The 26,287-nt window shown below is 65.6% G+C and carries 29 protein-coding genes; 14 read left to right on the top strand and 15 right to left on the bottom strand.

What is annotated here, in order from left to right; translation table 11 throughout:
- Nucleotides 1-903 carry a 4-hydroxy-tetrahydrodipicolinate synthase gene (gene dapA, locus BST13_RS30130; RefSeq protein WP_083168731.1) on the bottom strand — a complete coding sequence of 301 codons (903 nt, stop codon included), beginning with the start codon at nt 901-903 and terminating at the stop codon, nt 1-3.
- A 23-nt stretch (nt 904-926) separates the two neighbouring features.
- On the bottom strand, nt 927-1,679 hold the full coding sequence (gene thyX, locus BST13_RS30135) for an FAD-dependent thymidylate synthase (RefSeq protein WP_083168732.1): 753 nt from the start codon (nt 1,677-1,679) through the stop codon (nt 927-929).
- A gap of 111 nt (nt 1,680-1,790) precedes the next feature.
- Here thyX and BST13_RS30140 point away from each other — a divergent pair, with 111 nt between their 5' ends.
- The 4 genes from BST13_RS30140 (at nt 1,791) to BST13_RS30155 (ending at nt 5,163) form a co-directional block, all read left to right on the top strand.
- Nucleotides 1,791-3,260: an FAD-dependent monooxygenase gene (locus BST13_RS30140; protein ID WP_083168734.1), complete on the top strand. Its 1,470-nt coding sequence runs from the start codon at nt 1,791-1,793 to the stop codon at nt 3,258-3,260.
- Entirely contained in the window at nt 3,257-3,832 is a 576-nt protein-coding gene (locus tag BST13_RS30145) for a TetR family transcriptional regulator (RefSeq protein WP_211296217.1), read from the top strand. Before BST13_RS30140 ends, BST13_RS30145 begins: the two co-directional genes overlap by 4 nt.
- Before the next feature lie 58 nt (nt 3,833-3,890).
- Nucleotides 3,891-4,757, top strand: coding sequence for a DMT family protein (locus tag BST13_RS30150; protein WP_083168737.1), 867 nt, complete (start codon nt 3,891-3,893; stop codon nt 4,755-4,757).
- A 124-nt stretch (nt 4,758-4,881) separates the two neighbouring features.
- On the top strand, nt 4,882-5,163 hold the full coding sequence (locus BST13_RS30155; RefSeq protein ID WP_083168739.1) for a hypothetical protein: 282 nt from the start codon (nt 4,882-4,884) through the stop codon (nt 5,161-5,163).
- Nucleotides 5,164-5,526: 363 nt separating this feature from the next.
- On the opposite strand, the gene BST13_RS30160 is transcribed toward BST13_RS30155, so the two are convergent.
- The 4 genes from BST13_RS30160 to BST13_RS30175 all read right to left on the bottom strand — a co-directional run bounded on the left by BST13_RS30160 (nt 5,527) and on the right by BST13_RS30175 (nt 9,223).
- Entirely contained in the window at nt 5,527-6,033 is a 507-nt protein-coding gene (locus BST13_RS30160) for a DUF1097 domain-containing protein (protein WP_083168740.1), read from the bottom strand.
- Complete coding sequence (locus BST13_RS30165; protein ID WP_083168742.1) at nt 6,006-6,731, bottom strand: type 1 glutamine amidotransferase; 726 nt, start codon at nt 6,729-6,731, stop codon at nt 6,006-6,008. Before BST13_RS30165 ends, BST13_RS30160 begins: the two co-directional genes overlap by 28 nt.
- Complete coding sequence (locus BST13_RS30170) at nt 6,728-7,693, bottom strand: carbon-nitrogen hydrolase family protein (protein WP_245839861.1); 966 nt, start codon at nt 7,691-7,693, stop codon at nt 6,728-6,730. Before BST13_RS30170 ends, BST13_RS30165 begins: the two co-directional genes overlap by 4 nt.
- Before the next feature lie 96 nt (nt 7,694-7,789).
- Nucleotides 7,790-9,223 (bottom strand): glutamine synthetase family protein, encoded by a 1,434-nt coding sequence (locus BST13_RS30175; RefSeq protein WP_083168745.1) that lies wholly within the window; start codon nt 9,221-9,223, stop codon nt 7,790-7,792.
- A gap of 251 nt (nt 9,224-9,474) precedes the next feature.
- On the opposite strand from BST13_RS30175, the gene BST13_RS30180 reads away from it, so the two are divergent.
- From BST13_RS30180 to BST13_RS30200, 5 genes are all read left to right on the top strand, one after another.
- Nucleotides 9,475-10,167: a FadR/GntR family transcriptional regulator gene (locus tag BST13_RS30180; RefSeq protein ID WP_083168746.1), complete on the top strand. Its 693-nt coding sequence runs from the start codon at nt 9,475-9,477 to the stop codon at nt 10,165-10,167.
- A 225-nt stretch (nt 10,168-10,392) separates the two neighbouring features.
- On the top strand, nt 10,393-11,004 hold the full coding sequence (locus tag BST13_RS30185) for a TetR/AcrR family transcriptional regulator (RefSeq protein ID WP_245839862.1): 612 nt from the start codon (nt 10,393-10,395) through the stop codon (nt 11,002-11,004).
- A complete protein-coding gene (locus BST13_RS30190; RefSeq protein ID WP_083168748.1) occupies nt 11,001-12,077 on the top strand; it encodes a DUF1214 domain-containing protein in 1,077 nt (358 codons plus the stop codon). Before BST13_RS30185 ends, BST13_RS30190 begins: the two co-directional genes overlap by 4 nt.
- The gene (locus BST13_RS30195; protein ID WP_083168749.1) at nt 12,074-13,336 is read left to right on the top strand and encodes a sulfotransferase family protein; all 1,263 of its coding nucleotides are present in this window, start codon (nt 12,074-12,076) and stop codon (nt 13,334-13,336) included. Before BST13_RS30190 ends, BST13_RS30195 begins: the two co-directional genes overlap by 4 nt.
- A complete protein-coding gene (locus tag BST13_RS30200; RefSeq protein ID WP_083168751.1) occupies nt 13,333-14,406 on the top strand; it encodes a zinc-binding dehydrogenase in 1,074 nt (357 codons plus the stop codon). Before BST13_RS30195 ends, BST13_RS30200 begins: the two co-directional genes overlap by 4 nt.
- Here BST13_RS30200 and BST13_RS30205 read toward each other — a convergent pair.
- The gene (locus BST13_RS30205; RefSeq protein ID WP_083168752.1) at nt 14,403-15,170 is read right to left on the bottom strand and encodes a FadR/GntR family transcriptional regulator; all 768 of its coding nucleotides are present in this window, start codon (nt 15,168-15,170) and stop codon (nt 14,403-14,405) included. The genes BST13_RS30200 and BST13_RS30205 overlap by 4 nt on opposite strands.
- Before the next feature lie 102 nt (nt 15,171-15,272).
- Here BST13_RS30205 and BST13_RS30210 point away from each other — a divergent pair, with 102 nt between their 5' ends.
- The gene (locus BST13_RS30210) at nt 15,273-16,190 is read left to right on the top strand and encodes a proline iminopeptidase-family hydrolase (RefSeq protein ID WP_245839863.1); all 918 of its coding nucleotides are present in this window, start codon (nt 15,273-15,275) and stop codon (nt 16,188-16,190) included.
- 32 nt (nt 16,191-16,222) lie between these two features.
- Entirely contained in the window at nt 16,223-17,626 is a 1,404-nt protein-coding gene (locus BST13_RS30215; protein ID WP_083168755.1) for an APC family permease, read from the top strand.
- Here BST13_RS30215 and BST13_RS30220 read toward each other — a convergent pair whose 3' ends face one another.
- A complete protein-coding gene (locus BST13_RS30220) occupies nt 17,627-18,325 on the bottom strand; it encodes an RsiV family protein (RefSeq protein ID WP_083168757.1) in 699 nt (232 codons plus the stop codon).
- A 7-nt stretch (nt 18,326-18,332) separates the two neighbouring features.
- A complete protein-coding gene (locus tag BST13_RS30225) occupies nt 18,333-19,535 on the bottom strand; it encodes a winged helix-turn-helix domain-containing protein (RefSeq protein ID WP_083168776.1) in 1,203 nt (400 codons plus the stop codon).
- 61 nt (nt 19,536-19,596) lie between these two features.
- Here BST13_RS30225 and BST13_RS30230 point away from each other — a divergent pair, with 61 nt between their 5' ends.
- The gene (locus BST13_RS30230) at nt 19,597-20,856 is read left to right on the top strand and encodes a DUF4303 domain-containing protein (protein ID WP_158087216.1); all 1,260 of its coding nucleotides are present in this window, start codon (nt 19,597-19,599) and stop codon (nt 20,854-20,856) included.
- On the opposite strand, the gene BST13_RS30235 is transcribed toward BST13_RS30230, so the two are convergent.
- The gene (locus BST13_RS30235) at nt 20,835-21,326 is read right to left on the bottom strand and encodes a dihydrofolate reductase (protein WP_211296218.1); all 492 of its coding nucleotides are present in this window, start codon (nt 21,324-21,326) and stop codon (nt 20,835-20,837) included. The genes BST13_RS30230 and BST13_RS30235 overlap by 22 nt on opposite strands.
- Nucleotides 21,323-22,123, bottom strand: coding sequence for a thymidylate synthase (locus tag BST13_RS30240; protein WP_083168760.1), 801 nt, complete (start codon nt 22,121-22,123; stop codon nt 21,323-21,325). The genes BST13_RS30235 and BST13_RS30240 overlap by 4 nt, the downstream gene beginning before the upstream one ends.
- Before the next feature lie 42 nt (nt 22,124-22,165).
- On the opposite strand from BST13_RS30240, the gene BST13_RS30245 reads away from it, so the two are divergent.
- Both BST13_RS30245 and BST13_RS30250 read left to right on the top strand, forming a co-directional pair.
- Nucleotides 22,166-22,903 (top strand): dienelactone hydrolase family protein, encoded by a 738-nt coding sequence (locus BST13_RS30245; protein ID WP_083168761.1) that lies wholly within the window; start codon nt 22,166-22,168, stop codon nt 22,901-22,903.
- A 42-nt stretch (nt 22,904-22,945) separates the two neighbouring features.
- Entirely contained in the window at nt 22,946-23,866 is a 921-nt protein-coding gene (locus BST13_RS30250) for an HpcH/HpaI aldolase/citrate lyase family protein (RefSeq protein ID WP_083168763.1), read from the top strand.
- Here the strand turns inward: BST13_RS30250 and BST13_RS30255 are convergent.
- The 4 genes from BST13_RS30255 to dapB form a co-directional block, all read right to left on the bottom strand.
- Entirely contained in the window at nt 23,860-24,324 is a 465-nt protein-coding gene (locus BST13_RS30255; protein WP_095533767.1) for a hypothetical protein, read from the bottom strand. The genes BST13_RS30250 and BST13_RS30255 overlap by 7 nt on opposite strands.
- A gap of 108 nt (nt 24,325-24,432) precedes the next feature.
- Entirely contained in the window at nt 24,433-24,888 is a 456-nt protein-coding gene (locus tag BST13_RS30260) for a flavodoxin family protein (protein ID WP_083168764.1), read from the bottom strand.
- Nucleotides 24,889-24,890: 2 nt separating this feature from the next.
- Nucleotides 24,891-25,355 carry a hypothetical protein gene (locus tag BST13_RS30265; protein ID WP_083168766.1) on the bottom strand — a complete coding sequence of 155 codons (465 nt, stop codon included), beginning with the start codon at nt 25,353-25,355 and terminating at the stop codon, nt 24,891-24,893.
- Nucleotides 25,352-26,089: a 4-hydroxy-tetrahydrodipicolinate reductase gene (gene dapB, locus BST13_RS30270; RefSeq protein WP_083168781.1), complete on the bottom strand. Its 738-nt coding sequence runs from the start codon at nt 26,087-26,089 to the stop codon at nt 25,352-25,354. Before dapB ends, BST13_RS30265 begins: the two co-directional genes overlap by 4 nt.
- Nucleotides 26,090-26,287 lie beyond the last annotated feature (198 nt).

The raw sequence follows: 26,287 nt of genomic DNA on the forward strand, positions 1-26,287 counted from the left end.
CTACCTGAGCACCGCTGCGGCGCGCATATCGGCGGCCAGCGCCTCGATCTCGTCCGGCGCGGCCGGAATCTGCGGCAGCCGGGGTTCACCACAGTCGATGCCCTGCAGTCGCAACCCAGCTTTGGACATCGTCACGCCTCCCAGTCGGGCCTGCGCTGCGCCCAACGGGCCCAGCGCGACGTTGATCTTGCGAGCCGTGGCGACGTCACCGGAATTGAACGCGGTCAACATGTCCCGCAACTGCCCCGCGGCCAGATGACCCCAGACGCTGACGAAGCCCACCGCACCCATGGCCAGCCACGGGAGGTTGAGCGCGTCGTCGCCCGAGTAGTACGCCAGGCCCGTCTCGGCGATGATCTGTGCTCCGCCGGGCAGGTCACCCTTGGCGTCTTTGACGCCCACGATGTTGGGGTGTTCGGCGAGCTCGCGGATGGTGTCCCACTCGATCGGAATCGATGACCGCGGGGGAATGTCGTAGAGCAGGATCGGCAGATCGGTGGCATCGGCGACCGCCGTGAAGTGCGCGACCAGCCCCGCCTGAGGTGGCCGCGAGTAGTACGGCGTGACGACGAGCAGTCCGTGCGCGCCGGCTTCGGCGCTGGCCTTGGCCAGGTGCACGGAGTGCGCGGTGTCATAGCTGCCTGCCCCCGCGATGATGCGGGCCCGGTCGCCCACGGCGTCGAGCACGGCACGCAGCAGGGCCAGCTTCTCGTCGTCGGTGGTCGTCGGCGATTCGCCGGTGGTGCCCGACAGCACCAGACCGTCGCATCCGGCGTCTACCAGGTGCGTGGCCAGCTTGGTTGCGGTATCGAAGTCGACCGAGCCGTCGGGCTTGAACGGCGTCACCATTGCGGTCAGCAAGGTGCCCATCTGGGCGGTAACGTCAACTCCGCTGGTGCTCACGCGCCAAGATTACCCGCTCGGGTTCACGCTTCCGTCGCGAGCGGGGACGTTGCCACCTCCGTGCCGTCCGCGAGCGTCGAGATCTCGAAATCGGCGAACACCGCGGGGGCCGCATCGACGAGTTCACGCAGGCAGGCGATGGCCAGTCGGCGGATCTCCACATCGGCGTGCTCGCTGGCCCGCATCGCGATGAAATGCCGCCAGGCCCGGTAGTTTCCGGTGACCACGATGCGGGTTTCGGTGGCGTTGGGCAGCACCGCGCGCGCGGCCTGCCGGGCCTGCTTGCGACGCAGGACCGCGTTGGGCTGGTCGGCGAACTTGGCTTCCAACCGGTTCAGCAGTTCTGCGTACGCGGCCCGGCTGGCATCGGCGGCCGCCGTGAAGATGTCCATCAGTTCCGGGTCGTCCTCCACGCCGGGCGGGATCACCACCTCGGCGTCATGTTCGGGCACGTACCGCTGCGAGAGCTGCGAGTAGGAGAAGTGCCGATGCCGGACCAGCTCATGGGTGCAGGATCGGGAGATCCCGGTGATGTAGAAGGACACCGACGCATGCTCCAGCACCGAGAAGTGACCGACGTCGATGATGTGGCCGATGTAGGCCTCATTGGTAGCGGTCTTCGGATTGGGTTTCGACCAGCTCTGATAGCAGGCCCGGCCGGCGAACTCGGTGAGCGCCTGACCACCCTCGGCTTCGGTCTGCCACGGCACGTCGGGCGGCGCCAGGAACTCGGTCTTGGCGATCAGTTGTACGCGCAGCGGGGCGGTTTCGGCCACGCGATCACCCTACTGTCGCCAACTCACCGCGCTCGTGAACCCACGATTCGCGCATTGCCCACCTAAATGTTAGTGGCTAACATGTTAGTGGCTAACATCGAAGGAGGAGCCATGGATCCAGAGGTCGTGGTGGTTGGCGCGGGACCGACGGGGTTGACGGCGGCGTGCAGCCTGCGTTCGGCCGGCGTGAGCGTCCGGGTGCTCGACAAGGCCGACGGCCCCGCGGTCACGTCGCGGGCGCTCGGCCTGCAGCCGCGCGGCGTCGAGGTGCTCGACCGGCTGGGCGCGCTGGGTGATCTGCCGCAACGTGGACTAGCCGTGCGACGCGTCGACGTCAACGTCGACGGCCGGCCCCTGGCGAGCTTCCCGGTCGGTCAGCTGACGAGGCTGCACGGTCCGGCCGCACTGCTGATCTCACAGGCCGAAATCGAGGGGAATCTGCGGAAGCGACTGGCAGAGCTCGGTGGATCGGTCGAATGGGGCAAGCCGGTCACCGATGTGGGAGCCGACCCGGATGGCGTGACAGTGACAACGGGTGGCGAGCAGATCCGCACCGGTTGGGTGATCGGCGCCGACGGCGCGCACAGCGCGATCCGTAAGGCGATGGGCATCGGCTTCCCCGGCGTACCGCTGATCGAGCGGTTCCTTCTTGCAGATGTTCACGCCGAGCTCGACTACAGCCGCGAGGGTGCCACCTCGTGGCTGCGCGGCAGGAAGCTGCTGGCCGCGTTTCCGCTGCCCGGTGCCGATCTGTGGCGAGTGATGGCGCCCGCGCCGGACGATCTTCCCGACAACCCCGGCCCAGATGAGATCGTCGGCCATCTCGGCAGCAGGCTGGCCGAGGACACGGGCGGCAGCATCAAGTCGGTGGTGTGGACCTCGGTGTTCCGCATCCAGCGCCGCCTTGCCGACACCTATCGACGCGGTCGCGTGCTGTTGGCCGGGGATGCTGCACACATCCACAGCCCGTTCGGCGGACAGGGCATGAACACCGGCATGGGCGACGCCGAGAACGTGGCGTTCAAGCTGGCGCTGGTGATCTCCGGGAGGGCCGACACCCGGCTGCTGGACAGCTATGAACGCGAACGACGGCCCGTGGCAAGCGGTGTGCTGCAGAGCACCAGCGGACTGACACAGATCCTCGTCGGGCAGGGTCGGGCTTCCCGGCTGATCCGTGACAAGCTCGCCATCCCCATGCTGAACAATCCGTGGATGCAGCGCCGCATCACCGACAAGGCCTCCCAGCTCGAGGTGTCCTACCGCTCCGACTCGCTCGCCCAGCGTTGGCTTCCCGGTTTACAGCCTGGTGACCGGGTGCCCGACCGCGAGCTGTTGAGCGCCGATGAGACGGTGACGCGGCTCTACGACGCGCTCGGACCGCAGTGGGCGGTGATCGGGTCGCCGGGGCTGGCCGCCATCGCGCGCGATCGCCTCGGCGACGTGATGGCGCTGCACGGGTCGGGCGACTCGATGCTTGTGCGCCCCGACGGCCACCTGGCATGGAAAGGCTCGTCAGCGGCGAGCCTGCACACCTGGTTGGACAGCACGCTGGGCCGTCCAGCCTTGGAACCCTCGGCGTGAGCGTCGACTGGCGGGCCCGCAAGAAGGCTGCCACCCGGCAGTCCATCCAAGAGCACGCCTTGCGGCTGTTCGTCGAAAAAGGTTATGACGCAACCACGGTCGAGGAGATCGCGGCGGCCTCCGGGGTCTCACACATGACCTTCTTCCGGTATTTCCCCCGCAAGGAGGAGGTCGTCGAGTACGACGAGTACGACCCGATGATCGAACAGCTCATCGCCGAACAACCAGCCGAGCTGTCGCCCATCGCCGCGATTCATCAGGCGCTGCGGGCCGGCCTGGAGACCGTACTGGCCACCGACCACGACGCGTTGCTGATCCGCACACGGCTGATCCTGGACAATCCAGCGCTGCGCGCTCGAAATCTGATCGCGCAGGACGAGACCCGCGAGCTGTTCGCCCGAGCCTTGGCTCGGCGGGCGGGCCTGTCCGAACCCGACCTGCCGTGTGTCGTGCAGGCCTCCGCGGCTCTCGCCGCGGTGGCACCCGCCTTGACTGCCTGGGCCCACGACGAGGATCGCGACCTGATCGCGTTGGTCGACGCGGCGTTTGCCGCGGTGGCGGCCGGCATGTGAGCCCTTCCTACAATTGGCGGATGCCTGGAGCCGAGTTCACCGAGCAAGACCGCCGATCGTGCTGATCGGTGTCGCGGCAGCACTGCTGGCCTGCGTGGGTTACGGGACCGCCTCGGTGCTGCAGTCGTATGCCGCGGGCAGCGCGGGATCAGGCCACGCAGCGACCCCGGAGGGCGGACCCACGCTGCGGTCGACCATCACGGCCATGCTCGCGCCGATCTTCATCGCGGGAATGGCGCTAGATCTGCTGGGCTTCGTCGGCAGCCTGGTCTCGGCCCGGCTTATCCCACTGTTCTTGTCGCAGACCATCATCAGCGCCAACCTCGTCGTCACCGCGATACTCAGCATCTTCGTGCTACACGTACGGCTGCACCGGCGCGACTGGATCGCCATCGCCATAGTGCTTGTCGCCCTGTGCATCCTGGGCGCGACCGCCGGGCGCCTTGGCGACGGCGACCCGGGCGTCGCCATGCACTGGGGCGTGCTCGCTGTATCTGCCGTCATCCTTGCCGCAGGAGCCGTCCTGGTCCGGCTGCTCGGTCGCAACGCGGCCGTACCCGCCGGCCTCATCGCCGGTGTGCTCTATGGCGCGATGGCCGTCGCGGTACGGGTGGTCCACGGGCTGGAGCCCTTCCAGCTCCGGGTGCTGCTGGCCGACCCCGCCTTGTGGGCGATCGTCGTCGCCGGTCTCGGTGGCTTCTACTTGTTCACCGTTGCGCTGCAAGTCGGTTCGGTCAACGGTGTCGCCGCTGCCCTTGTGGTGGGCGAGACCGTGGTGCCGGGCATCGTGGGCGTGGTCCTGCTCGGCGACTCCGCCCGACCCGGCTACGGCTGGCTCGTCGCGCTGGCCTTCGCCGCGGCCATCATCGGTGCCGTCGCAGTCGCGATCTTCGGCGCGGCGGAGTACGAGCGGGCGGCCGGCTAGCTTCCTCCCCCGATCGGTGGACGCCCGGTTCATCTCGGAGCCGTCCGATCGGCGGACAGACTCCGGGCTGTTGATGCGCGAGGCTTGACGCCATCGAGCACTGGCATCGACAGAGAGGAACCAAATGAGCTACCACGTCATGGATCTGGTGTGTGAGCGCGCCAACGAGCGGGACTGGGAACTGATCTTCGACAGTGGCCCGAACGGCGACTGGCGCACCATCGTCTGGGAGCAACGCTGCCCGGAGGGAGCCGGCGAGCCACTCGAGTTGGAGATCACGTTCAACGTCGACGGCCGGATCGTCCAGACGGAGAAGCGCCAAGACGGAAAATGGCACCAGCGCACCACTCCGGCCGACGAGTTCGCCTCGACGGCGGTCCATCTCGAGGCGCTGAGCATGATCTGAGCCGTCCAATTCAACGAAAAGGTTGCTGATCCACGCTCGGGTTCACGCGGTCGTCGCAACGCTCGCGATATGAGAGGTTGCGACGATCGTGTCGTTTTCAGACGACCGTGCTCGGTGGGATGAGCGGCTAGCAAGGCTGATTGATGCGAGTGTGTCCGCGCGTGAGGCTGCTCAGGCGTTGGGGTTGTCGCTGCCGCACGTGCATGCGGTGTTGCGGCCGCGCGATCATGTCCTGAAATAGGCGCTTCGACAGCGTGATTGAGGAGATGACCCACATGGCACAGGCTCGCGGGGCCGGCGTGAGCCCGGCCCTGCGCATGATGGACGCGCAGGGCCGGGCTGCGGACTATTCGCCAGGGGCCACTAGGAGGCCGCGGTGGATACCTTGTTGGTCAACGCAGTCCCGAGCCGTTCAGAGGCCAGGCCAAATGCTGTGCCGAGCACGATGGCGACCAGCACGAGTGCGACGGGATGGGAGAAGTTGACCGGCGCAGTGATAGTTGATTTGGTCGCAGCGATCGTTCCGACCAGCGAGGCGAACCCGAAAAACCCTGCAGGGGTGAAGCTGAGGATTCCGTCGCTACTGATCAGCACAAGGATCCCGGCACCCACCACGACGCATCCCGCGACAGCCCATGTGCTTCCGCCGAGCGCATCGATTGCGAGCATCGTGACAGTGGCGCTCGCGACGCCCAGGAAATTCATTACCAGCGAGCGCTTGGCTCCGTCGAGTCCACCGCCGGCAGCGAAGAATGCAGCCCAGGCGATGAAAACCGCCCAAATGGGGACCTTCACGGCGAAGCCGGTGAGCAGACAGGACAGCCCCGCGAGCAGTCCGATGCTTACTGTACTAGCGATACGGGCGGGCATGACGATTCTCCTTGGTGTGCGTTGGGCTCGTGGCAGCAGAAGAACTGGCCGTAGAGCTGAGCTGCATTAGCGACGGCGTTGGGTTCGAATTGTGATGTTGCAGAACGGATATTGTCGATATCGCCACCGGAGTCGGTGATGGACCGCCGGCGCCGCGGCGTCGCCAACCAGAAGTCGATGTGGGCAGAGGTGAGTTCGGGATGGTACTGGACGCCGAGATGGTGCCCGTGCGCGAACGCGTGGGTGCACCTGTCGGTTCTCGCCAGGACCGTGCTACCGGGGGGAGCGATTATCTCGTCACCATGCCAGACGAACCACGTTCCGCCGTAAGGCTGCTCACCGGCAATGTCGTACCACCCGAGTTCAGGGTTGGGCATTCGGCCGACGTGCCCACCAAGGACCATGGCGAGCAGTTGTGCGCCGAAGCAGATGCCGAGCACCGGCGTGCCGGCTGCGATGCAGGCGCGCACGAAGTCGTGCTCGGCCTGGATCCACGGCTCATCGGTGTCGTACGCCGACCGACTGCTTCCGAGTATGGCCAGCGCGCGGTAGTGCCCCGATGCGGGCAGCGCTCCGGCGGTGACGTCGACAATCTCGTAAGGCATCGCTCGGTCGTGCAACCACGTCTGAAGGTTGCCAGGACCGTCGTCATCCTGATGTTGCAGGATCAGAGTCGTCGTGCTGGGGTCTGTGGTCATGGGAAGGGTCTGAGCTCCTGTTCCAGTGTGTGGTCTGCGAATTGGACCGACTCGTTGCGTGTCCGGTTGACGATGGTGCGAAAGACATCCGGTCGGGTGTAATGGCCGGTGGGATCGAAGTTCAGCCGCTCGCGGGTGACGTGGTCGAGATCGAGGTCGGCGATGATCACCCCCTCTGCTGCTACGACTGGCGCGACCAACCAGCGGCCGTCGGGACCGGCAATGGCGCTGCCGCCATCGAAGACGACTGTGTCGGATGCCTCACGGAGACGCTCGGCGAGTGGAAAGTCGCTCGGAATCGAATCGGCGGTGATGATGCCGGATGCCGCGATGGCGTAGACGCGACCTTCTACGGCGACGAAACGGGTGATGTCACTAGTCAATGCGCTCGACCCGGGCCACACGCCGACGTGCACGGTTTCACCTTGCGCGTACAGCGCGGTGCGGGCTTGGGGCATCCAGTTTTCCCAGCAGTTCAGGCTTCCCACCGTGGCTCGCCCGACTTGGTGGGTCACCAATCCCGCACCGTCACCTTGGCCCCACACCATTCGTTCGTCATAGGTGGGAACGAGTTTTCGGTGATGCCCCACTAGGCCGCGTCGATGATCGATGGTGAGGACGGTGCACCAGACCGTGCCCCGGCCCAGTTCTCGGCCCCGTTCGGTGACTCCGACGACCATCGTGATCCCCAAATCAGCTGCGATCGTTTCCATCTCGCGTTGCTCAGGACCGTCGACCTCAATGGCTGCGTCGAGATAGTAGGCGTAGCAGTCTTTTTGATCTGGGTGGTCGAAGAGCGCACCTTCCGTGCGCGATGGCCAGAATGGGTATCCAGATAGATAGGTCTCCGGGTAGGCGATCAGCGTGGCTCCGGAAGTGGCCGCGACATGCGCGGCGTCGGCTATCTGAGCCAAGCGGGCCGACGGTTTGAGCCAGGGACCGCCGAGCTGTGCCGCCGCCACGGTGATGGCGTTCGGCCCCAGCTTCGGCTCGCGGTGTTCGGCAATGACTTTCAGTGTCATTCGGTTTCGACTTTCAGATGTTCCGGCGTGAAAAGGTCAGAAGACTTCGAAGTACTCACGGTGTTCCCAGTCGGTGACCGCCGCGTTGAAGCGGGAAATCTCTTTCCTCTTCACAACGGTCAAGTAGTTGACGAAGGCGTCACCCAGTTCGCGGCGCATCAAGGCGCTGCTCTCGAAATGGCCGAGCGCCTCCTCGAGTGTTGCCGGCACCAACGGCACATCTGCGGTATAGGCCTCGTCCGCCGACGGTCCGGGATCGAGTTTGCGGGCGATGCCGTCGCGACCGCTGATCAGCTGTGACGCCATATACAAATACGGGTTGGCCGCCGGTTCGCCGATCCGATTCTCCAGATGCGTGGAACCATCCCCGCGTGCTCCGGAGATACGGATCATCGCGCCGCGGTTCTCTTCCGCCCAGGCGATCCTGTCGGGCGCGAACGAATTGGCGATGTATCGCTTGTAGCCGTTGATGGTCGGCGTAGTGAGTACCGAACTGGCGCGCGCGTGCTCGAGGAGACCTCCCATGTAATGCACCGCTGTGCCAGAGAGAAGGGTTCCATTCTCGCCAGGAAAAATGTTGGCCTTGTCGGGGCTACCGAGCGATTGGTGAAGATGCCATCCGCTGGAGACGATGTTGGGGAAGGCCGGTCGCGCCATGAACGTGGCGTGATATCCGTGCCGACGACAGATCTGCTTGATCGCGCTGCGGATAAGCAGCACATTGTCGGCCGTTTCGATGCCGGGCAGCGGATCGAAAGACATCTCGACCTGTCCCGGACCCCATTCATCCTCGACAGTCGCCAGCGGCATACCCAAACCGACGATCTCGTCACGAAGAATGCTCAGGATTGCGTCGGCCTCATCGCCGCGATTTTCGGTCAGATACTGATAGCCGTGTGACAGCGCCGTCACTTCCGGGGCGGCCGGTGGCCACCCGGAATCGGCGAAACTCAGCTTCGGGTCCACGAGACGGGTGATGTAGAACTCAAGCTCGGCTCCAGTGGTGAAGCTGAACCCTTCCTGCTCCAGCTTTGACAGTTGTGCCTGCAGCACGCCTCGGGTGTCGAACGGGACGCGCTCGCCGTTGCGGTAGTACATATCGGCCAACACCCAGCCGGTCCTGTTAGTCCAAGGCAGCACACGAAATGTGGTCGGGTCGGGGACCAAGACGCAGTCCGGCAGCCCCGTCAATCGGTCGTCGCCAAACCCGTGGGCCTCGAACGGCGGGACAGCGGGGTTGTTCGTGGTATCGAAAATCAGCGTGGCGGTCTGGAAATCTTTGCCGTCGGCCAGAGCGGACAGAAATGCATCGACTTCCAAGGTCTTGCCACGCAGGATGCCGTGCTGATCTCCCCAACTGATGCGGACCTGGCGCAGATCGAGCTCGTTGAGCCGAGAGACCAGCTTGGCACCAGCCTCCGCTTGGCGCTGTGACCACAACCCGTTAGCGGCGATAAACGATGAACCCATGTCGAACGTCCTCTCGGTGATCTGGTGATCTGATCTTCTATGCGAGTACCGACCGGTGTGCTGGTGATCAGATCACCTGAACCGTAGCAGCCGATCAGATGTCCGTCACTACCTGATTTTCTCTACGTTTCCCCGGCCAGACCGCACGTCAGCCGCATGACCGCCCGTCGATGCTGCTCTGCCTCTCGCTACGCGCACCATCTGCCAGACTAGAGATCAGACGACCAGGTGAGCAGTTGATGGGAGACGCGATGGCAGGTCGGATTGGGCAGGTCGATCGCAGGCCGCTCTACGAACAGGTCAGCGAGCGCCTTCGGGAGTTCATCGACACGAGCGGCATGCAACCTGGCGACAAGCTGTCCAACGTGCGCGACCTTGCGACAGAGCTTCAGGTCGGGCGATCGTCGATCCGGGAGGCCATCACCGCGTTGCGCGCGCAGGGCATCGTCGAGGTTCGCCACGGTGACGGCATCTATCTGTTGCAGCGCCCTGAAGATGTCATCTCGTCGCTGGCGGCCGAGCTAGTGGAGACCCACGTCGACCATCCGTACATCTGGGAGACCCGGCAGGCTCTGGAAGCCCAGTGTGCGAGGTTGGCAGCCGTGCACGCCACCGACGAGGATCTCGCCGAACTCGACGCGGCGTTGGCAGAGATGCGGGGCGAGATCGAAGCGGGCCTTCCCGGCCTCAACGGTGATCGCCGTTTTCATCTCGGTGTCGCAACTGCCGCGCACAACCCGCTCCTCATCAAACTCCTCAAAGGCCTCGGCCGGGCACTCGACCGCACGTCGGAGACGTCCCTGACCCGGCCGGGCCAGCCGATGCGTTCGTTGGCCGATCACCAAGGGATCGCCGACGCCATTCGCGCCCGTGAACCCGCCGACGCGGCCAACCGCATGTTGGCACATCTGGTTGCTACCACCGACGAGCTCATCCGGCGATGATGCGGCACGATCTGTGACTGCGGACATACTCGCCGCGTCGCTGCACCCAAATGGTGTCGCGGTGTCCCCGTCGATGGGGCCCCGGCAAGCTTGACTTTGCACCAATCGGTGTTTCTCGTTGCTCGTGTTGCCAGGGCCTGAGGACACATGGCGCAAGGCAGTCCGTTGTAGCTGCCGCACGACCAACCCTTGCCCCGATTACGTTACGTGTCGTAACGTAATCATGTGTCCTCGCTCACAGGCCCCGGACGGCCGCGTGATCCGCAAACCCAGCACGACATCATGAGTGCGACCCGTCGGCTGCTGGCGCGGGATGGCTACGACCAGCTTTCGATAGAGGCAGTCGCCCGTGAGGCCGGTGTCAGCCGGCCCACCATCTACCGGCGCTGGCCGTCCAAGGCCCACCTGGCCTTCGACGCCGCATTCGGCCAGCGGCCGGACGGCGAACTCCTTTCCTTGTCAGGCGATTTCGAGACCGACCTCCGCGCCTTCACCCACGCGGTGCTCACGTTCTGGGGCGACCCCGTGGTCGAAGCGGCCGCGCTGGGCATCCTCACCGAACGCCGCCGCGACCCCGAACTACACATCCGGACCCAGCAGCTGCTCGACGAACGGACCCGGGGGGCATTCCGCGCTCTGGTCGACAGCGGAGTCGAGCAGGGCCGCGTCCGTCCGGATGTCGACGTCGACATGGTCTACCAGACCTTGATCGGGACCGCGTTCTACATCGCTCACATGGAACCGGACGTCAACGCCGAAGACGCCGCAGATCGACTGTGCTCGTTGCTGATCCACGGGGCAGGGCGCACCCAACCACGAAAGAAGGACACCGCATGACCGACCGAGAAGAACTGTCCGAGGCGTTCAACGCCCTGCTCGACGAGGTGCGTGGCATCGAGCAGAAGCTGCTCGCCGCAGACCCTCCACTGAGCGAGGCCGACCTGCTCGACGGGTACCGCCTGCCGTTCAGCCTGCTGCGGGTCGGCGTCGACGCCTACGTCTGGGGCGACCGCGACAAGCCGATCCTGGTCGACGTCATCAGCCCGTATCTCAAATGGGGAGGCGACAATTCGGACGCCTACTACCAACTCGCCCCGCTGGACCCGGCCCGTACCTACCGCGTGACCGGCAACCGCGGCGACGCGGTGTATCTCTCGATGACCGTCTACGGCGGGCCGGGCGAAGGTCGTTACAGCGATCGCATCGTCGGCACCATGAACGATCGCGGCCTGGAATTCGACGAGGACGGCAACTTCGAGCTCATCATGAGCCCCGATCCGCATCCGGGCGCGTGGCTCAAACTCGACCCGGACACCGAATTCGCCTTGACCCGCGACTATCTGAACGATCCGGGCACCGGGCGCCGGCCCGTCTGGCGGATCGAATCACTCGACCCGCCTGCCCGGCGCACCGACAGCGCCGCCGAACTGACCCGCCGCTTCCGTTACGCCAAAAATTGGCTGCACGAACAGGTTTCGTTCCTGCCCACCAAGGTGGAACCCGCCAACGCGCTGCACCCGCCGTTCCCGGTGCCACAGAACGCCTACGGGTGGTCGGCCGCCGACGCGGCTTACTCGATGGGGGCCTATGACCTCGAGCCGGACCAAGCCCTGATCATCGAGGGCACGTCGCCAGACTGTGTGTTCTGGAACCTCTGCCTGTGGAACCCGTTCCTGCACACCTACGACTACACCCACGAGCGGGTCACAATCAACGGCGCGCACGTCAGTTATGAACCCGACGGCTCCTGGCGGATCGTCATCAGCGAGAAAGACCCGGGACACCCGAACTGGGTCTCGACGGCCGGCCGACCCAAGGGCTTGATCTGGCTGCGGTGGTTCCTGCCCGAGCAGACCCCGGCCCACCCGCAGTGCCGGGTCGTCGACCTGGCCGAGGTGGCCGCGCTGTGACCACGGGCGTGCAGCGTCCGGCACCGATCCGGTTCGACGACCTTGCCAATCCGGTGTATCCCCCGGCAGCCCAACCGATTCGCGATGGCCTGGCCGCCTACGGCGCGACTCTCGAGTTGAGCCCGGCGACCCTGCTGGCCGCAGCGACCGAACGGTCCGGTTTGACCGATTTCGGCGACCCGGCGTTTCGGGAACGTCTCGACGTGCTGTGTATGGCGCTGCGTGATGAGGCGGACCTGTCCGACACCGGCGTGGCGATCACGTTCGAGCAACTGGTGGGCAACCTGGTCAATCGGTTGCGGTTGGAAGCCCTGATCACCGAGCATCCCGAGATCGAGAACATCGAGATCGAGCGGCCGATCGTCATCTGCGGTCTCCCCCGCACCGGCACAACGCATCTGCACAATCTGCTCGCGGCGGACCCGGCCCTGCGCCATCTGCCGTATTGGGAGAGCCTCGAACCGGTACCCGCCGCAGGCGACGAGACACCCGGACCGCGGCGGGATCGCTGCGCGGCGGGCCTTGAGCTGATCAACTCCTCGATGCCGGAGTTTCGCCGCATGCACGACATGACCGTCGAGCACGCGCACGAGGAGATCCAGCTTCTCGCCAATGACATCTCGGGCATGCTGTGGGAAACGATGTACTACGTGCCGAGTTTCGCCGCTCACTACAAGGCGCACGATCAGGCGGCGTCGTACAGCTACGTCAAGCGCAGCCTGCAGGCCATGCAGTGGTTGCGGGGAGGAACCCGTTGGGTGCTCAAGTCACCGCAGCATCTGGAGCAGTTCCCCACTCTTGCCGCGACCTTCCCGGACGGGACTTTCATTGTCACGCACCGCGACCCGGTCGAGGTGACGCTCTCGATGATGACCATGATCTGCTACGCGACGCGAATGGCGGTCGCCCGGCCGGATGTCGGCAAGCTGACCGGATATTGGCTGGAGCGCATCGACGATCTGCTGACCGGCTGTATCCGTGATCGCGACAAGCTTCCCGCCGGGCAAGCGATCGACGTGCGATTCGACGACTTCATGGCCGACGAAGAAGCCACTTTGCGCGACATCTACCGCGTCGCCGACCAACCCTTCGACGACGACGTGCGCACAGCAATGGCCAACTTCCTCACCGAACACCCCCGCGGACGGTACGGAGGTGTCATCTACGACCCGGCAGATCTGCAGCTCGACGTCGCGGCCCTCGCCGAGAGATTCCGCGACTACCGCGATCGCTTTCTCACCACGACGGAGGACAGATGAATCAGACTGCACCACAGCCCATCTCGGCGGACGCGTGGGTGGCGACCGCGCTCGGTGAGCCCACAGAGGTGCTGGAGCGGCAGACGGTGGAGGTGCGGGCCCCGGGCGCAGGAGAAGTCCGGGTCGCGGTCCGCGCGTTCTGCCTGAACTTCAACGACATCGACATCATCAAGGGCCGCTACACCACCCTGCCCCTGCAGCCCCCGTTCGTGCCAGGTATGGAAGCGGTCGGGATCGTCGAGAGCGCGGGCTTGGGCGCCGAGCATCTGGTCGGCCGACGCGTGGTGGGAATCCCTGTGATGGCCTTCGGCGGCTACGCGTCCTACGCCATAGTCGACGCGGCGACGGTGCTCGATCTGCCGGAGTGGGTCAGCGACATCGACGGCGCCGCCCTGCATTACCCGTTTCACCTGGGCTGGTTCGCACTGCGCGAACGCGGCCGCCTGAAGCCCGGTGAGACGCTGCTGGTGCACGCTGCTGCGGGCGGCACCGGCTCGGGCGCGCTGGTGCTCGGAAAGGCCTTGGGCGCCAGAGTGATCGCCACTGCGGGCAGTGACGAGAAGCTGGAGTTCTGCCGCAAGCTGGGCGCCGACCATGCCGTCAACTACCGCAACAGCGGCTGGGTTGACGAGGTCATGGAGCTCACCTACGGGCGCGGCGTGGACGTCGCGTTCGACGCGGTGGGCGGCAGCGTCACGACAGATACGTTCCGCTGCATGGGATTCAACGGCCGGCATCTGATGGCCGGGTTCGCCGAGGACATCGCTCTGGAGGACGGCGACTACATCTCGCCGCGGCCGATCGCCTACGGCAACTTCGACGTGTGCGGGGTGTGCCTGGTCTACGTCACCGATCCGCTCGCCGTGCGCCGCACGCTCGGGTTCAACTGGCCGGCCCGCTCCGAGGGCCTCGATGCGCACGTCAAGATTCTGGAGCTGATGCGTACCGGCCGGCTACAGACCGTGGTCGGCGAAAACGTGGCCTGGGAGCAACTGCCGCAAGCACTTCGGCGGATGGCCGCGCGGGAGACCACGGGCCGCTTGGTGGTGAGCACGGGAGCTCATGATTAGTCGCTGAGCGCCCCGGCCCGGCGCATCGCAGCGGAGATGAGTTCGAAGTCGATGGCGACGTGGGCGCGGGCGAGCGCGTCCGCGTCGTCGCCGCGACCGTCGGCGATCGCACCGATCAACTGTTCATGCTCGGCCAGCGCGCGCATCTCCATCTGATGCATGGTCGCGGGCTCACCCCAAAGGTGCGCAGGCGCACCGATGCTCACCGATGCTTCAAGGTCCAGCAGCACTTGCTTGAGGACGTCGTTGTGGGCAGCATCGATGATCGCGAGGTGCAATGCGCTGTCGGCCTGCTGGGCTGACAATCCGCTCTCGGCGCGCCGATATGCCTCGAGCCGCTCGCGCAGCACCGCGACGTCACGGTCCGACCGAGACTCGGCGGCGGCCCGGCAGATTGCCCCGTGCAGCCGGCAGATCGCGTCGCAACGATCCCGGAGCTCGTCGAGACGCATGGTCAGTGTCCGACACACCGACTCCGTCGACGACTCGGGCCATTGCTGCAGTACGTAGGACCCGCCGCCGCGGCCTCGCCGGGTTTCCACCAATCCACGGTCCACGAGTCTGGCCAATGCCGCGCGCACCGTCATGCGCCCGACCTTCAGCGCGGCGGCCAGCTCCCGCTCGGCGGGCAATCGCGCGCCAGGCAGGTACTCACCGAGCGCGATCGCGGTGACGAGCCGGTCGGTGATCTCGTCGATCCGCGACGGCGATTCGAGCTCGCATTCCAGCAAGCCAGGCACTCCGGCGCCGGCTGGCTGCGTCATCGCGTCTCCCCTCTCCCAACCGCCCCTACAGTATCGGCACCAATTGTTAAAACACGATTAATGGTCTTGCTGCGAGACCATTAATGTCCCATGCTGGCCTCCATGCCATGTACGACCCGCACCATCCCGTTCCGCGGACACGAGACCTGGATTCAGGTCACTACGCCCGAAACCGCCCACCCCGACGCCCTGCCCTTGTTCGTCCTGCACGGCGGGCCGGGTATGGCGCACAACTACGTCTCCAACATCGCCGCGCTCGCAGACGAGACCGGGCGCACCGTCATCCACTACGACCAACTCGGGTGCGGCAACAGCACCCACCTCCCGGACGCACCCACCGACTTCTGGACGCCGGAGCTCTTCGTCGACGAGTTCCACACGGTGCGGACGGCTTTGGGCGTCGACCGCTATCACGTGCTCGGACAGTCGTGGGGCGGCATGCTCGGCGCCGAGATCGCCGTGCGAGAACCGGCAGGCCTGGCCTCGCTGTCCATCTGCAATTCCCCGGCATCCATGCAGCTGTGGCTCGACGGCGCCGCCGAACTCCGGGCGCAGCTCCCACCCGACATGCTGGCCGCGATGCGTCGCCACGAGGCCGACGGAACCGTCGCTGATCCGACCTATCTGGCAGCCACACAGGAGTTCTACCGACGGCACGTGTGCCGGGTGACGCCCATGCCCAAAGACTTCGCGGACAGCGAGGCCCAGATGGTGGCCGACCCGACGGTGTACTACACCATGAACGGCCCCAACGAGTTCCATGTGATCGGCACATTGCGCGACTGGAGCATCATCGATCGGCTGGCCGCGATCACCGCACCGGTGCTTGTGGTGGCCGGTGAATTCGACGAGGCGACCCCAGCCACGTGGCAGCCGTATGTGGACAACATCGCCGATGTCCGCAGTCACGTATTTCCCGACAGCAGTCATTGCACACACCTGGAGAAACCCGAGGAGTTCCGTGCCGTCATCGCGGAGTTCCTGCACGAGCACGATCTGGCCACCGCCGCCCGGGTCTGACACCCACCATCCCCCGACCCGACAGGACTTCTATGGCAACTGACACCGGCGCGGCCAACACCGGCCACCTCACCACCGGTGAGGCTCAACGCACACTCGAATCATTCGGCTACAAGCAGGAACTCAACCGCTCGGTGTCCACGGTCGATCTGATCGTCTACGGGCTGGTGTTCATGGTGCCCATCGCGCCGTGGACGATCTTCGGCACCGTCTACAACAGCGCGTCGGGCATGGTTCCGCTGGTCTACCTCATCGGCCTGATCGCCATGGTGTTCACGGCACTGGCGTATTCGCAGATGGCCAAGTCGTTTCCACTGGCCGGGTCCGTCTTCGCGTATGTGGGCCGCGGTATTCACCCCGGGCTGGGATTCTTCGCAGGCTGGGCAATTCTGCTGGACTACCTCCTGATCCCCACCCTGTTGTACGTCTTCGCCGCGGAGTCGATGGTCGGCCTGTTTCCGGGGACGCCGCGCTGGGTCTGGGCAGTCGTGTTCGTGGTCGTCAACACGGTCATCAACCTGCTCGGCGTCGGATCGCTCAAGATCGTCAACCGCATGTTCCTGGCCGTCGAGTTGGTGTTTGTCGTGCTGTTCGTCGTCATCGCGGTACGCGCCATCAACGGACAAACTCTGCCCAACGTCGGGTGGAGCACAACACCGATCTGGAATCCCGATGTGGTCAGCGCCCCGCTGATCGCGGCCGCATTGTCGATCGCTGTGCTGAGTTTCCTTGGTTTCGATGGCATTTCGACACTCGCCGAGGAGTCCACCGGCAAGAAGAACCCGGCGGGCCGGGCGATGATCGTAGCGCTGTTCGTGGTGGCGTTCCTGTTCATCACCCAGACCTGGCTGGCCAGTCTCCTGGCCGGAGGGCGCGAATCGTTCAGCGACGACGAGATGGGCAACGCGTTCTTCCAACTCGTGCAAGCCGCCTCCAGTACCGGGTGGATGAATGCGTTCTTCGTGGTCAACGTGCTCGCGGTCGGTTTCGCCAACGCAATGGCCGCCCAGGCCTCCACCAGCCGCCTGCTGTATTCGATGAGCCGCGACCGGCAACTGCCGGCATTCCTGTCGACGATCAGTGCCCGCAAGGTGCCGATCGCGGCGATCCTGGTGGTCAGCGCGCTGAGCCTGGTGCTCGTGCTGTTCTTCGTCGGCCAGATCGGCCTGATCTCATCGCTGGTGAACTTCGGAGCGCTGTTCGGGTTCTGCCTGCTGCACATCTCGGTGGCCTGGTATTACCTGGTGCGCAAGAAGTCGAAGAACTACCTGTTGCACCTCGTCGTCCCGACGGTGGGTTTCCTGATCATCGGCTACGTTTTGGTGAACGCCGACGCGCTGGCCAAGATCGGTGGCATCGTATGGCTGATCATCGGTGCAATCATCTTTGCCACCAACGTGATTCGTGGACGCGGCGTACCCGACCTCGCCGAGTGACTACCGGGCCAGCACCTGCATGTCCGGTGCGAGCACATCGGTCAGCTGCGACCACGGCACGGTGATGACAGGCTGACCGTGGGCGAACTGGTAGTCCTCGAAATGGATTTCCAGTCCGTCCGCGGTCGGGATCCAGTTGTGGAAGTTCTCCTCGGCGGGCGCGTTGCCACGCAAATCGGGCATCGGCGCGTCTCCTCCGTACACCTTGGGGAAGATCAGCTTGGTCTGTTGGGACAGCCGGTTCAATCCCGCCTGCTTGTCGGTGAAGAGGTCGTCAGGGGTGATGGGACGGGCTGTTCGACTGTCGATCACGACGGTGGTGACATAGTCCAGCGGGTGGGCAGCTCCTGTGCGGTAGTACACCCCGCTCAACACCTGCGATATGGCGGTCGGCCGGAAGCTCACAGCCGGTTTGGCGTCAAAGGTCGCGTTGTCACGAAGAACCTGGTCTCGGTCCAGCATCCCGGCCATCGTCTTGCCGGAGGCAACGCTGGCGGCGTTGAATGCCGCCGTCACCGCACCGTCGCCGCCGGATATCTGGCCGACCTCAAGCTTCCAGCCGTTCCCGGGATCGACCGAGGTCGACGAAACCGTATACGTCACACCGTTACTCGTGCCGGTATCCGCGACCGCAGTGCCGGTTGCGCCGAACAACAGCACGATGAGGCCGAGCGCCGCGGACAATCCCCTGATCGACATCACTCGATTATCGGTGCAAGCTCTGCCCCAGTTCCGCGGCAAGATCCCCGTTTCGCCCGACTGTCACGTCGTTGACTCCGAGCCACGCGGCCATGGTCCGCAACTCCCCCGCCAGCGCGGGCGCCACCCGGGAACGGTCCTGACCGTCTTCGGTGAACGCGCCGACGACATGCAGGGCACCGTCGGTCCGTTTGAGGTCGACCCGGCCCACCAATTGCCCATCGAGCAGGAAAGGCCATACGTAGTAACCGAATTGACGTTTGGGCGCCGGGGTATAGATCTCGATGCGGTAGTGGAAATCGAACAATCGCTCGACTCGGGGCCGGAAGAAGATCAGCGGATCGAACGGACACAGCAGGGCCGTACCCCGATCCCGCCGGGGCACGACCTGCCCCGACCGCAGATAGGCCGGGACGCCCTCTATGTCGACGGGCTCCAGCTCCCCATCTGCCACCAGCTTGGCGATGGCTGGTTTCACCTGTTTGGCACCGAGCCGGAAGTAGTCCCGGATGTCGGCTTCGGTACCGACTCCGAGCGCTGTCGCCGCACGCAGCGTCAGCTCACGAATCGCCTCGTCATCCCCCACCTCGCGCGACACCACCTCGGGTGGCAGCACGTTCTCGGTGAGGTCGTAGTGCCGGGCGAATCCGACGCGCGTCGCCGTTGTGAAAACCCCTGAGGCGAACAGGGCTTCGGCCACCCACTTGGTGTCACTGCGGCCCCACCACGGTCCTTTGCGCCCGCGCGGCTCGGCCTCGAGATGCGCCTCGATCTGCCCGGCCGTCGACGGGCCCAACTCGGCGACCGCCGCGACGATGTCCTCGGCGAGCTTGGGGTTCTTCCGGACGATCTCGGTGCCCCATCGACCATGGGTGTACTCGCGCATTCGCCAGCGCAGCAGCGGCCAGTCCTCGACCGCCATCAACGCGGCCTCGTGCGCCCAGTACTCCACCAGCAGCCGTGGTGTGCGCGCGGTATGCGACCAGGCGGCTCGGTCCAGCAGATCGCGGTCGTACGGCCCGAGCCGGCTGAACACCGGTGCGTAATGGGCGCGGACCGCGACCGACACCGAGTCCAACTGCAGCACCTGGATCCGGGAGATCAACCGGCGCAGGTGCGCACGCGCTACTGCGCCGCGGGGTTTCGGTTCATGAAAACCCTGCGCCGCGACGGCGATGCGGCGAGCCTGGGCCGTAGTTAGGGAGGCCACCCAGCCATTCTTGCCCAAGCCACCGACAAGTCGGCCGCCCACGGTGGTGATACTGGTCGGCGTGGCGTTCGACTGGCATGCATTCGAGACCGAGTTGACCGTGGCGGCCGCTGACGCGGTACGCGCGCTGGTCGCCTCGGCGGCACCGGAACAGCCGTACGCCGTCGCGTTCAGCGAGTTCTACGCGGAGCTGACGGGCGTGATCTATCTGCCCAATCTGGCAGTCGCCACCGAGGAATCGGTCACTGATCCGGACTGCCGATTCAGCCCACCGGACTGGAAATACCAGGACTACGAGTGGGGCGAGACCGATTCCGGGTGGGGTGAGCGGCTCAGCGCGGCGGTATCAGGCCTGCCCCGCGCGCGGTGGCAAGAGGAATGGGACCGGTTCGCGCAGAGGATGCTGCATATCGCAACGCGCGTACGCACAGAGCTCGTGGCCGACGGGACGCTGCCGCAGGACGTCGTCGTCTATCTCGACGACGAGGACGCGGACCTGCTGGTGCGCTCGCTCACGGCCGATGAGCTGGACCGCCATTTCCCCGAGTACGTCGCCGCCGCGCAGGCCGAACGCGACGTGCTGGCCATGCCGACCGAACACCGCGTGCCGCGACTGGCCGCGGCAGCGGGGCTGACACCGCATCGGGGCCGGCGTGAACTCGGGCAGCTGCTGGGCCGGGAACGCGCCCTGAGCCTGCTGCAGGAGTCGGGGGCGGACGCGGTACCGGTCGGCATCGCTGCGCTCGGGCACCACGAGACCGCCTGGATCGGTGCCAAGCTTCTCGCCGATCTGGGTTTGGCGACGCCTGAGGTCATGGCGGCACTGTGGGCAGCGCTCCCGCTGCGCGGCAACGCCCACGACTGGGTGGCCACGGCACTGGGGCGCCTGGGTGCGGGCCTGGAGGTGCTGGCGCGACGCGACCTGCCTGCCGAGAGCAGGGCCGCGGCGGTGGCCGCGCCATATAGCTCGTTTCGCGCCCATGGGCGCGCTCACCCGCCGCGGGACTACGTGTTGCTCGCGGCCGGGCTGGCCGATCCGACAGTGGCCGCGATGGTGGCCGAGGCGCTACAGCTGGGCCGCGGATATTGCACGCTCGACGCTGCCGATCTGCCCGGCGTGCGACCTGGCCTCGACCACTGCGAGCCGGTGATCCGACGCCACGCCGTCGTCACCATCGGTGAACTGATCGGCCCACGGGGCCCAGGTGACCTCGACGCTCGCGACACGGCGGCACTGCGGGCCCGCATCGCCGAGCTGACCACCGGCGACGCCGACGCGGATGTGCGGCGGCTGGCCGGTTACGTCGTCGACGGGCGCTGATCGCGGCGGTAACTGCAATACCGGTATCGGAGGCCCGACGCGCTGGTCAGCCACTCACCGGTGGTCTGCTCCCACGAGTCGTCGAGCGCAGGCGCCAGCGCGTCGCCGGCGACGGGTGACAGGTCGACGTCGATCTCGGTGACCTCACACCGGTCGGCGAACGGCAGCGTCATCGCGTAGATCTGGGCACCACCGATGACCCATCCGTCGATGTGCTCCGGCAGTGCCGTCACCACGTCGGCCCCTTCGGCGACGTATCCCGCATCGCGGGTGATCACGACGTTGCGCCTGCCGGGTAGCGGACGCACCTTCGCCGGCAGGGATTCCCAGGTCAACCGGCCCATCAGCACGGTCTGGCCCAAAGTCAGCTCTTTGAACCGAGCCTGGTCCTCGGGCAGCCGCCACGGGATCCCGTTGTCGCGGCCGATGATGCCCGAAGTCGACTGCGCCCAGATCAGGTGCAAACTCATACCGCGACGGGGGCCTTGATCGCCGGGTGCGGGTCGTAGTTCAGGATCGCGACGTCTTCGTAGGTGTAGTCGAAGATCGAATCACGCGGGGCCAGAACAAGTTCGGGGTACGGCCTCGGATCACGAGTCAGCTGGAGCGTGACCTGGTCGACGTGGTTGTCGTAGATGTGGCAGTCCCCGCCCGTCCAGATGAACTCTCCGACCTCAAGGCCCGCCTGTGCCGCCATCATGTGAGTCAGCAGGGCGTAGCTGGCGATGTTGAACGGCACGCCGAGAAACAAGTCGGCGCTGCGCTGAAACAGCTGGCAGGACAGCTTGCCGTCGGCGACATAGAACTGGAAGAACGCGTGGCAGGGCGGCAGCGCCATCTGCGGGATCTCGCCGACATTCCATGCCGAGACGATGTTGCGCCGGGAGTCCGGATCACGCTTGAGCAGCTCAAGGGAGTTGCTGATTTGATCGATGTGCTCGCCCGACGGAGTCGGCCAGGACCGCCACTGCACACCGTAGATGGGACCGAGATCGCCTGTCTCCGAAGCCCATTCATCCCAGATGGTGACCCCGTGATCCTGCAGCCACCGCACGTTGGAGTCGCCGCGCAAAAACCACAGCAGCTCGTAGACGATGGATTTGGTGTGCACCTTCTTGGTGGTGATCAGCGGAAAACCCTCGGCGAGGTCGTAGCGCATCTGATGGCCGAAGAGGCTGCGGGTTCCGGTGCCGGTGCGGTCGGACTTCGGTGTTCCGGTCTGCAGCACCAGACGCAGCAGATCCTCGTACGGCGTCGCGATAGGCACTCCCTCAGCTTACGGGCAGCGGTTAGGGGTAGAACGGAAGCCATGCCGACGATCAAGGACACCATCACCACGCCCGACGGCACTTGTGCCGTGACTCTCGCAACCCCAGACGGCCATGGTCCGTGGCCTGGCGTGGTCATGTATCCCGACGCAGGCGGCGCGCGGCAGACGTTCGACGACATGGCCGCGAAGCTGGCCGGCTACGGCTTCGCCGTGTTGGTGCCGGATGTGTACTACCGCGACCCGGGTTGGAAGCCGTTCGAGATGGAGACGGTGTTCGGCGATGCCGGCGAACGCAACAGGCTGTTCGCGATGATGCGGAAAGTAACCCCGGATGTCATGGCAGCCGACGCGACGGCGTTCTTCGACTATCTGGCGAGCAGGCCCGAGGTGACCGACGCGAAATTCGGCACCACCGGATATTGCATGGGTGGGCGCACATCGTTGGTGGTGGCCGGCCGGGTGCCCGACCGGGTTGCGGCGGCCATGTCGTTCCACGGCGGCGGGTTGGCATCCGACGACCCGGGCAGCCCGCACCTGCTGGCCGACAAGATCCAGGCAGCGGTCTACGTCGGCGGCGCCGAGAACGACTCCTCGTTCACCCCAGAGCAGGCGGAAACCCTGGACAAAGCGCTGACAGCCGCCGGCGTCGAACACATCATCGAAACCTACGCAGCAGCACACGGATTCGCGGTACCCGACAACGCGCCCTACGACAAAGCCGCCGACGAACAGCACTGGGAAGCCATGGAGAGCTTCTTCGGCTCGCGCCTCGGCTGACCCGCCGCGTCGCGTCGTCACCCGGTAAGCGACGATTGAGGCGTGTACGACCAGACCAGCACCAGTGAACCGGATCCCAACGCAGCCCCCGGCTTCCGCATCGACCCGGTACTAGCCCGCAGTTGGCTGCTGGTCAACGGCGCGCAGTACGAACGCTTCGCCCCGGCTGCGCGCTCCCGCGCCGACATCGTCGTGCTGGACATCGAGGACGCCGTCGCGCCGAAGGACAAGGACGCCGCCCGCGCCAACGTGATCCGTTGGCTCGGCGAGGACAACACCGATTGGGTGCGGATCAACGGGTTCGGCACCCGGTGGTGGGCCGACGACCTGGAGATGCTGGCGGGGACATCGGTCGGCGGAATCATGCTCGCCATGGTGGAGTCCGTCGACCACATCACCGAAACCGCCAAGCGGCTTCCGAACGTGCCGATCGTCGCGCTCGTGGAGACTGCGCGCGGGCTGGAACGCATCACCGAGATCGCCGCGACCAAGGGCACTTTCCGGCTCGCGTTCGGCATCGGCGATTTCCGCCGCGACACCGGATTCGGCGACAACCCCGCGACGCTGGCGTACGCGCGGTCCCGATTCACGATCGCAGCCAAGGCAGCTCACCTTCCGAGCGCGATCGACGGGCCCACAGTGGGTTCCAGCGCGTTGCGATTGTCGGAGGCCACCGCGGTGTCGGCTGAGTTCGGGATGACCGGCAAGATCTGCCTGACGCCGGACCAGTGCCCGACGGTCAACGAGGGCCTGTCCCCGTCACAGGACGAGATCAGTTGGGCAAGAGAGTTTTTCGCCGAGTTTCAGCGCGACGGCGGGGAGATCCGCAACGGCTCAGACCTGCCCCGCATCGCCCGCGCCAACAAGATCCTCGACCTGGCGAAGGCCTACGGCATCCACGAGTCCGAGTTCGGCGACGACCCCGACCATGTGCCGGCCCCGTCGGACACCTTCCACTACTGAGACTGCGCGTCGTCGTTCCGGTGGACGAACGTGCGCATCGCGCGGAGCAAGCCGCGGCCGGCATAGATACCCGCGGCCGCGGAGACGATGATCATCGCGATGAACATCGTGAGCCAATTCGACCTGCTGTGACTGACGTTCCACCAGATGATGGTGAACAGGACGGCGCAGACGAATACGACGATGTCACGCCAGTTTCCGCGGTAGGACATGGCCGCGTCGCGAAGCTCCCGGCTGCGTTCTCCTGCCGTGATGAGTTCGCCGATTCGCTGATCGATGCTCGCCTTGAGGCGCGTGCGCAATTCGACGTCCTCTTCCCGCAGCCGATCGAGCAGATCCATGTCCTTGATGATCAGTCCACGGACGTCCGGCGGCTTCAAGTTGCCCGCGATCACGCCGAGCATTGCGCCACCGGCGATCGGCGCGGCGCCCAGGGCCAATTCGGCGATACCCGGCATGGTGATCCCTCTCTGTTCAGTCTTGGCGGCCACCGTATCGTCCCGGCCATGCGGCGATACCGGGCGGGCTGCCGGCCCGTCAATAACGTGCTGGGTGACGTCGCCGTGTCAGTCCGGCATCAACCCGGCGGCGACGGTGGCACCAAGATTCCAACAGGCCTCGAGATCGTCCTTGCTCGGCTGGCCTGAGACCACCACGTGTTCGGCGGCCCTGACCCAGCCGAGGCCCGTAGTGATGGAGTCGATCGCCCGCTCGGCACCCTCGGTGCCCTCGTTGCCGTGCAGGTACAGGCCGAACGGCCTGCCCTTGGTCGTATCGAGACACGGGTAATAGCAGACGTCGAAGGCGTGCTTGAGCGCACCGCTCATGTACCCGAGGTTGGCCGGGGAGCCGAGCAGGTAGCCATCGGCGGCCAGCATGTCGGCCGGCGAGACCGTGAGGGCGGGACGACGCACCACGTCGACGCCCTCGATCTCAGGGTCGGTGGCACCGGCGAGCACCGCCTCGAACATTGCCTGGCAGTACGGCGACGGCGTGTGGTGGACGATGAGCAGCGTTGGCATGGTCACGCACTCTCCTGCATCCGCACTGCGGTCCGCATGGTCTCCCGCGCCCGGCTCCGGTCTCCCGCATAGTCGTAAGCCCGGGCCAGCCGGTACCAGCGCACCCAGTTGTCGGGATCGGCCTCCAATTCGCCCTTGACGGTGACGAACAGCGCATCGGCCGCATCCCGCTCGACCCGGCCGGACGGACGGTGCGGCAGGTCGGACACATCGAGATCCATGCCCTGCTCACGAGCCAGCCGGGCCAGGCGCTGATGCGCGAAACCGGCGCGCAAGGTGCTGACCAGGACCCAGACGCCGATCAGGGGAAAGACCATCAGGGCAACGCCGAGTCCGATCGCCACGGGCTTACCGGACCCGATGAACACCACGGCGGTGCGGCCCAGCATCAGGAAGTAGACGACCAGCGCCAGGCACATGAAGCCGATCAGCAATTGGATGCGCAGCGACCGCGCGCCGTCGGTCACGAGAGGTCGAGGAGCGGCTCAATGCCGATGGTCAGCCCGGGACGCTGCTGCACGTTGCGTACCGCCAACAGCACCCCGGGAACGAACGATGCGCGGTCCAGGCTGTCGTGCCGGATGGTCAGCGTCTCCCCCGCGGTCCCGAACAACACCTCCTGGTGCGCGACCAGACCGGCGAGCCGCACGGAATGCACCGGGACGCCGTTGACGTCGGCACCACGCGCACCGTCAAGCCCGGTACTGGTGGCATCAGGGTTGGGCGGCAGTCCTTTTCGCGCCTCGGCGATGAGTTCGGCGGTCCGCGCCGCAGTCCCCGATGGCGCGTCCGCCTTGTGCGGGTGGTGCAGTTCGATCACCTCGACCGAATCGAAGAACTTCGCGGCCTGCTTGGCGAACTGCATGCACAGAACGGCGCCGATCGCGAAGTTCGGTGCGATGAGCACCGCGACCTCGGGCTTGTCCTTCAGCCAGGCCTGAACCTGGGCAATCCGCTCTGCGGTGAAGCCCGTGGTACCGACGACTGCGTGAATCCCGTTGTCGATCAAGAACTTCAGATTGTCCATCACCACATCGGGATGGGTGAAGTCGATGACCACATCGGTATCGGACTCAGTGAAAAGACTCAGTGAATCGCCGACGTCGACGCCGACCGAAAAGGTCAGATCCTCAGCGCGCTCCACCCCCAGCACCATGGCCGCGCCGACTTTTCCCTTTGCACCCAGAACTCCAACACGCATGGGTTGCAGCCTACTGCCCGCCCCCTCGGCGGTATTCGCGCTGGTCATCAAACAACTTTCGTCAATGTGGTCTCGTTGGTCACGCGTGTCCGGTTTGTCGGTGGTCGAATGTATGTTCGATTCATGGAGGAGGTTGCCGCCGCACTCGCCGCGCTACGCACCGCGGTCGAGCGGGTGCGGGATCTGCCGTTCGGATCC

Source organism: Mycobacterium aquaticum (assembly GCF_002086485.1).
GTDB lineage: Bacteria > Actinomycetota > Actinomycetes > Mycobacteriales > Mycobacteriaceae > Mycobacterium > Mycobacterium aquaticum.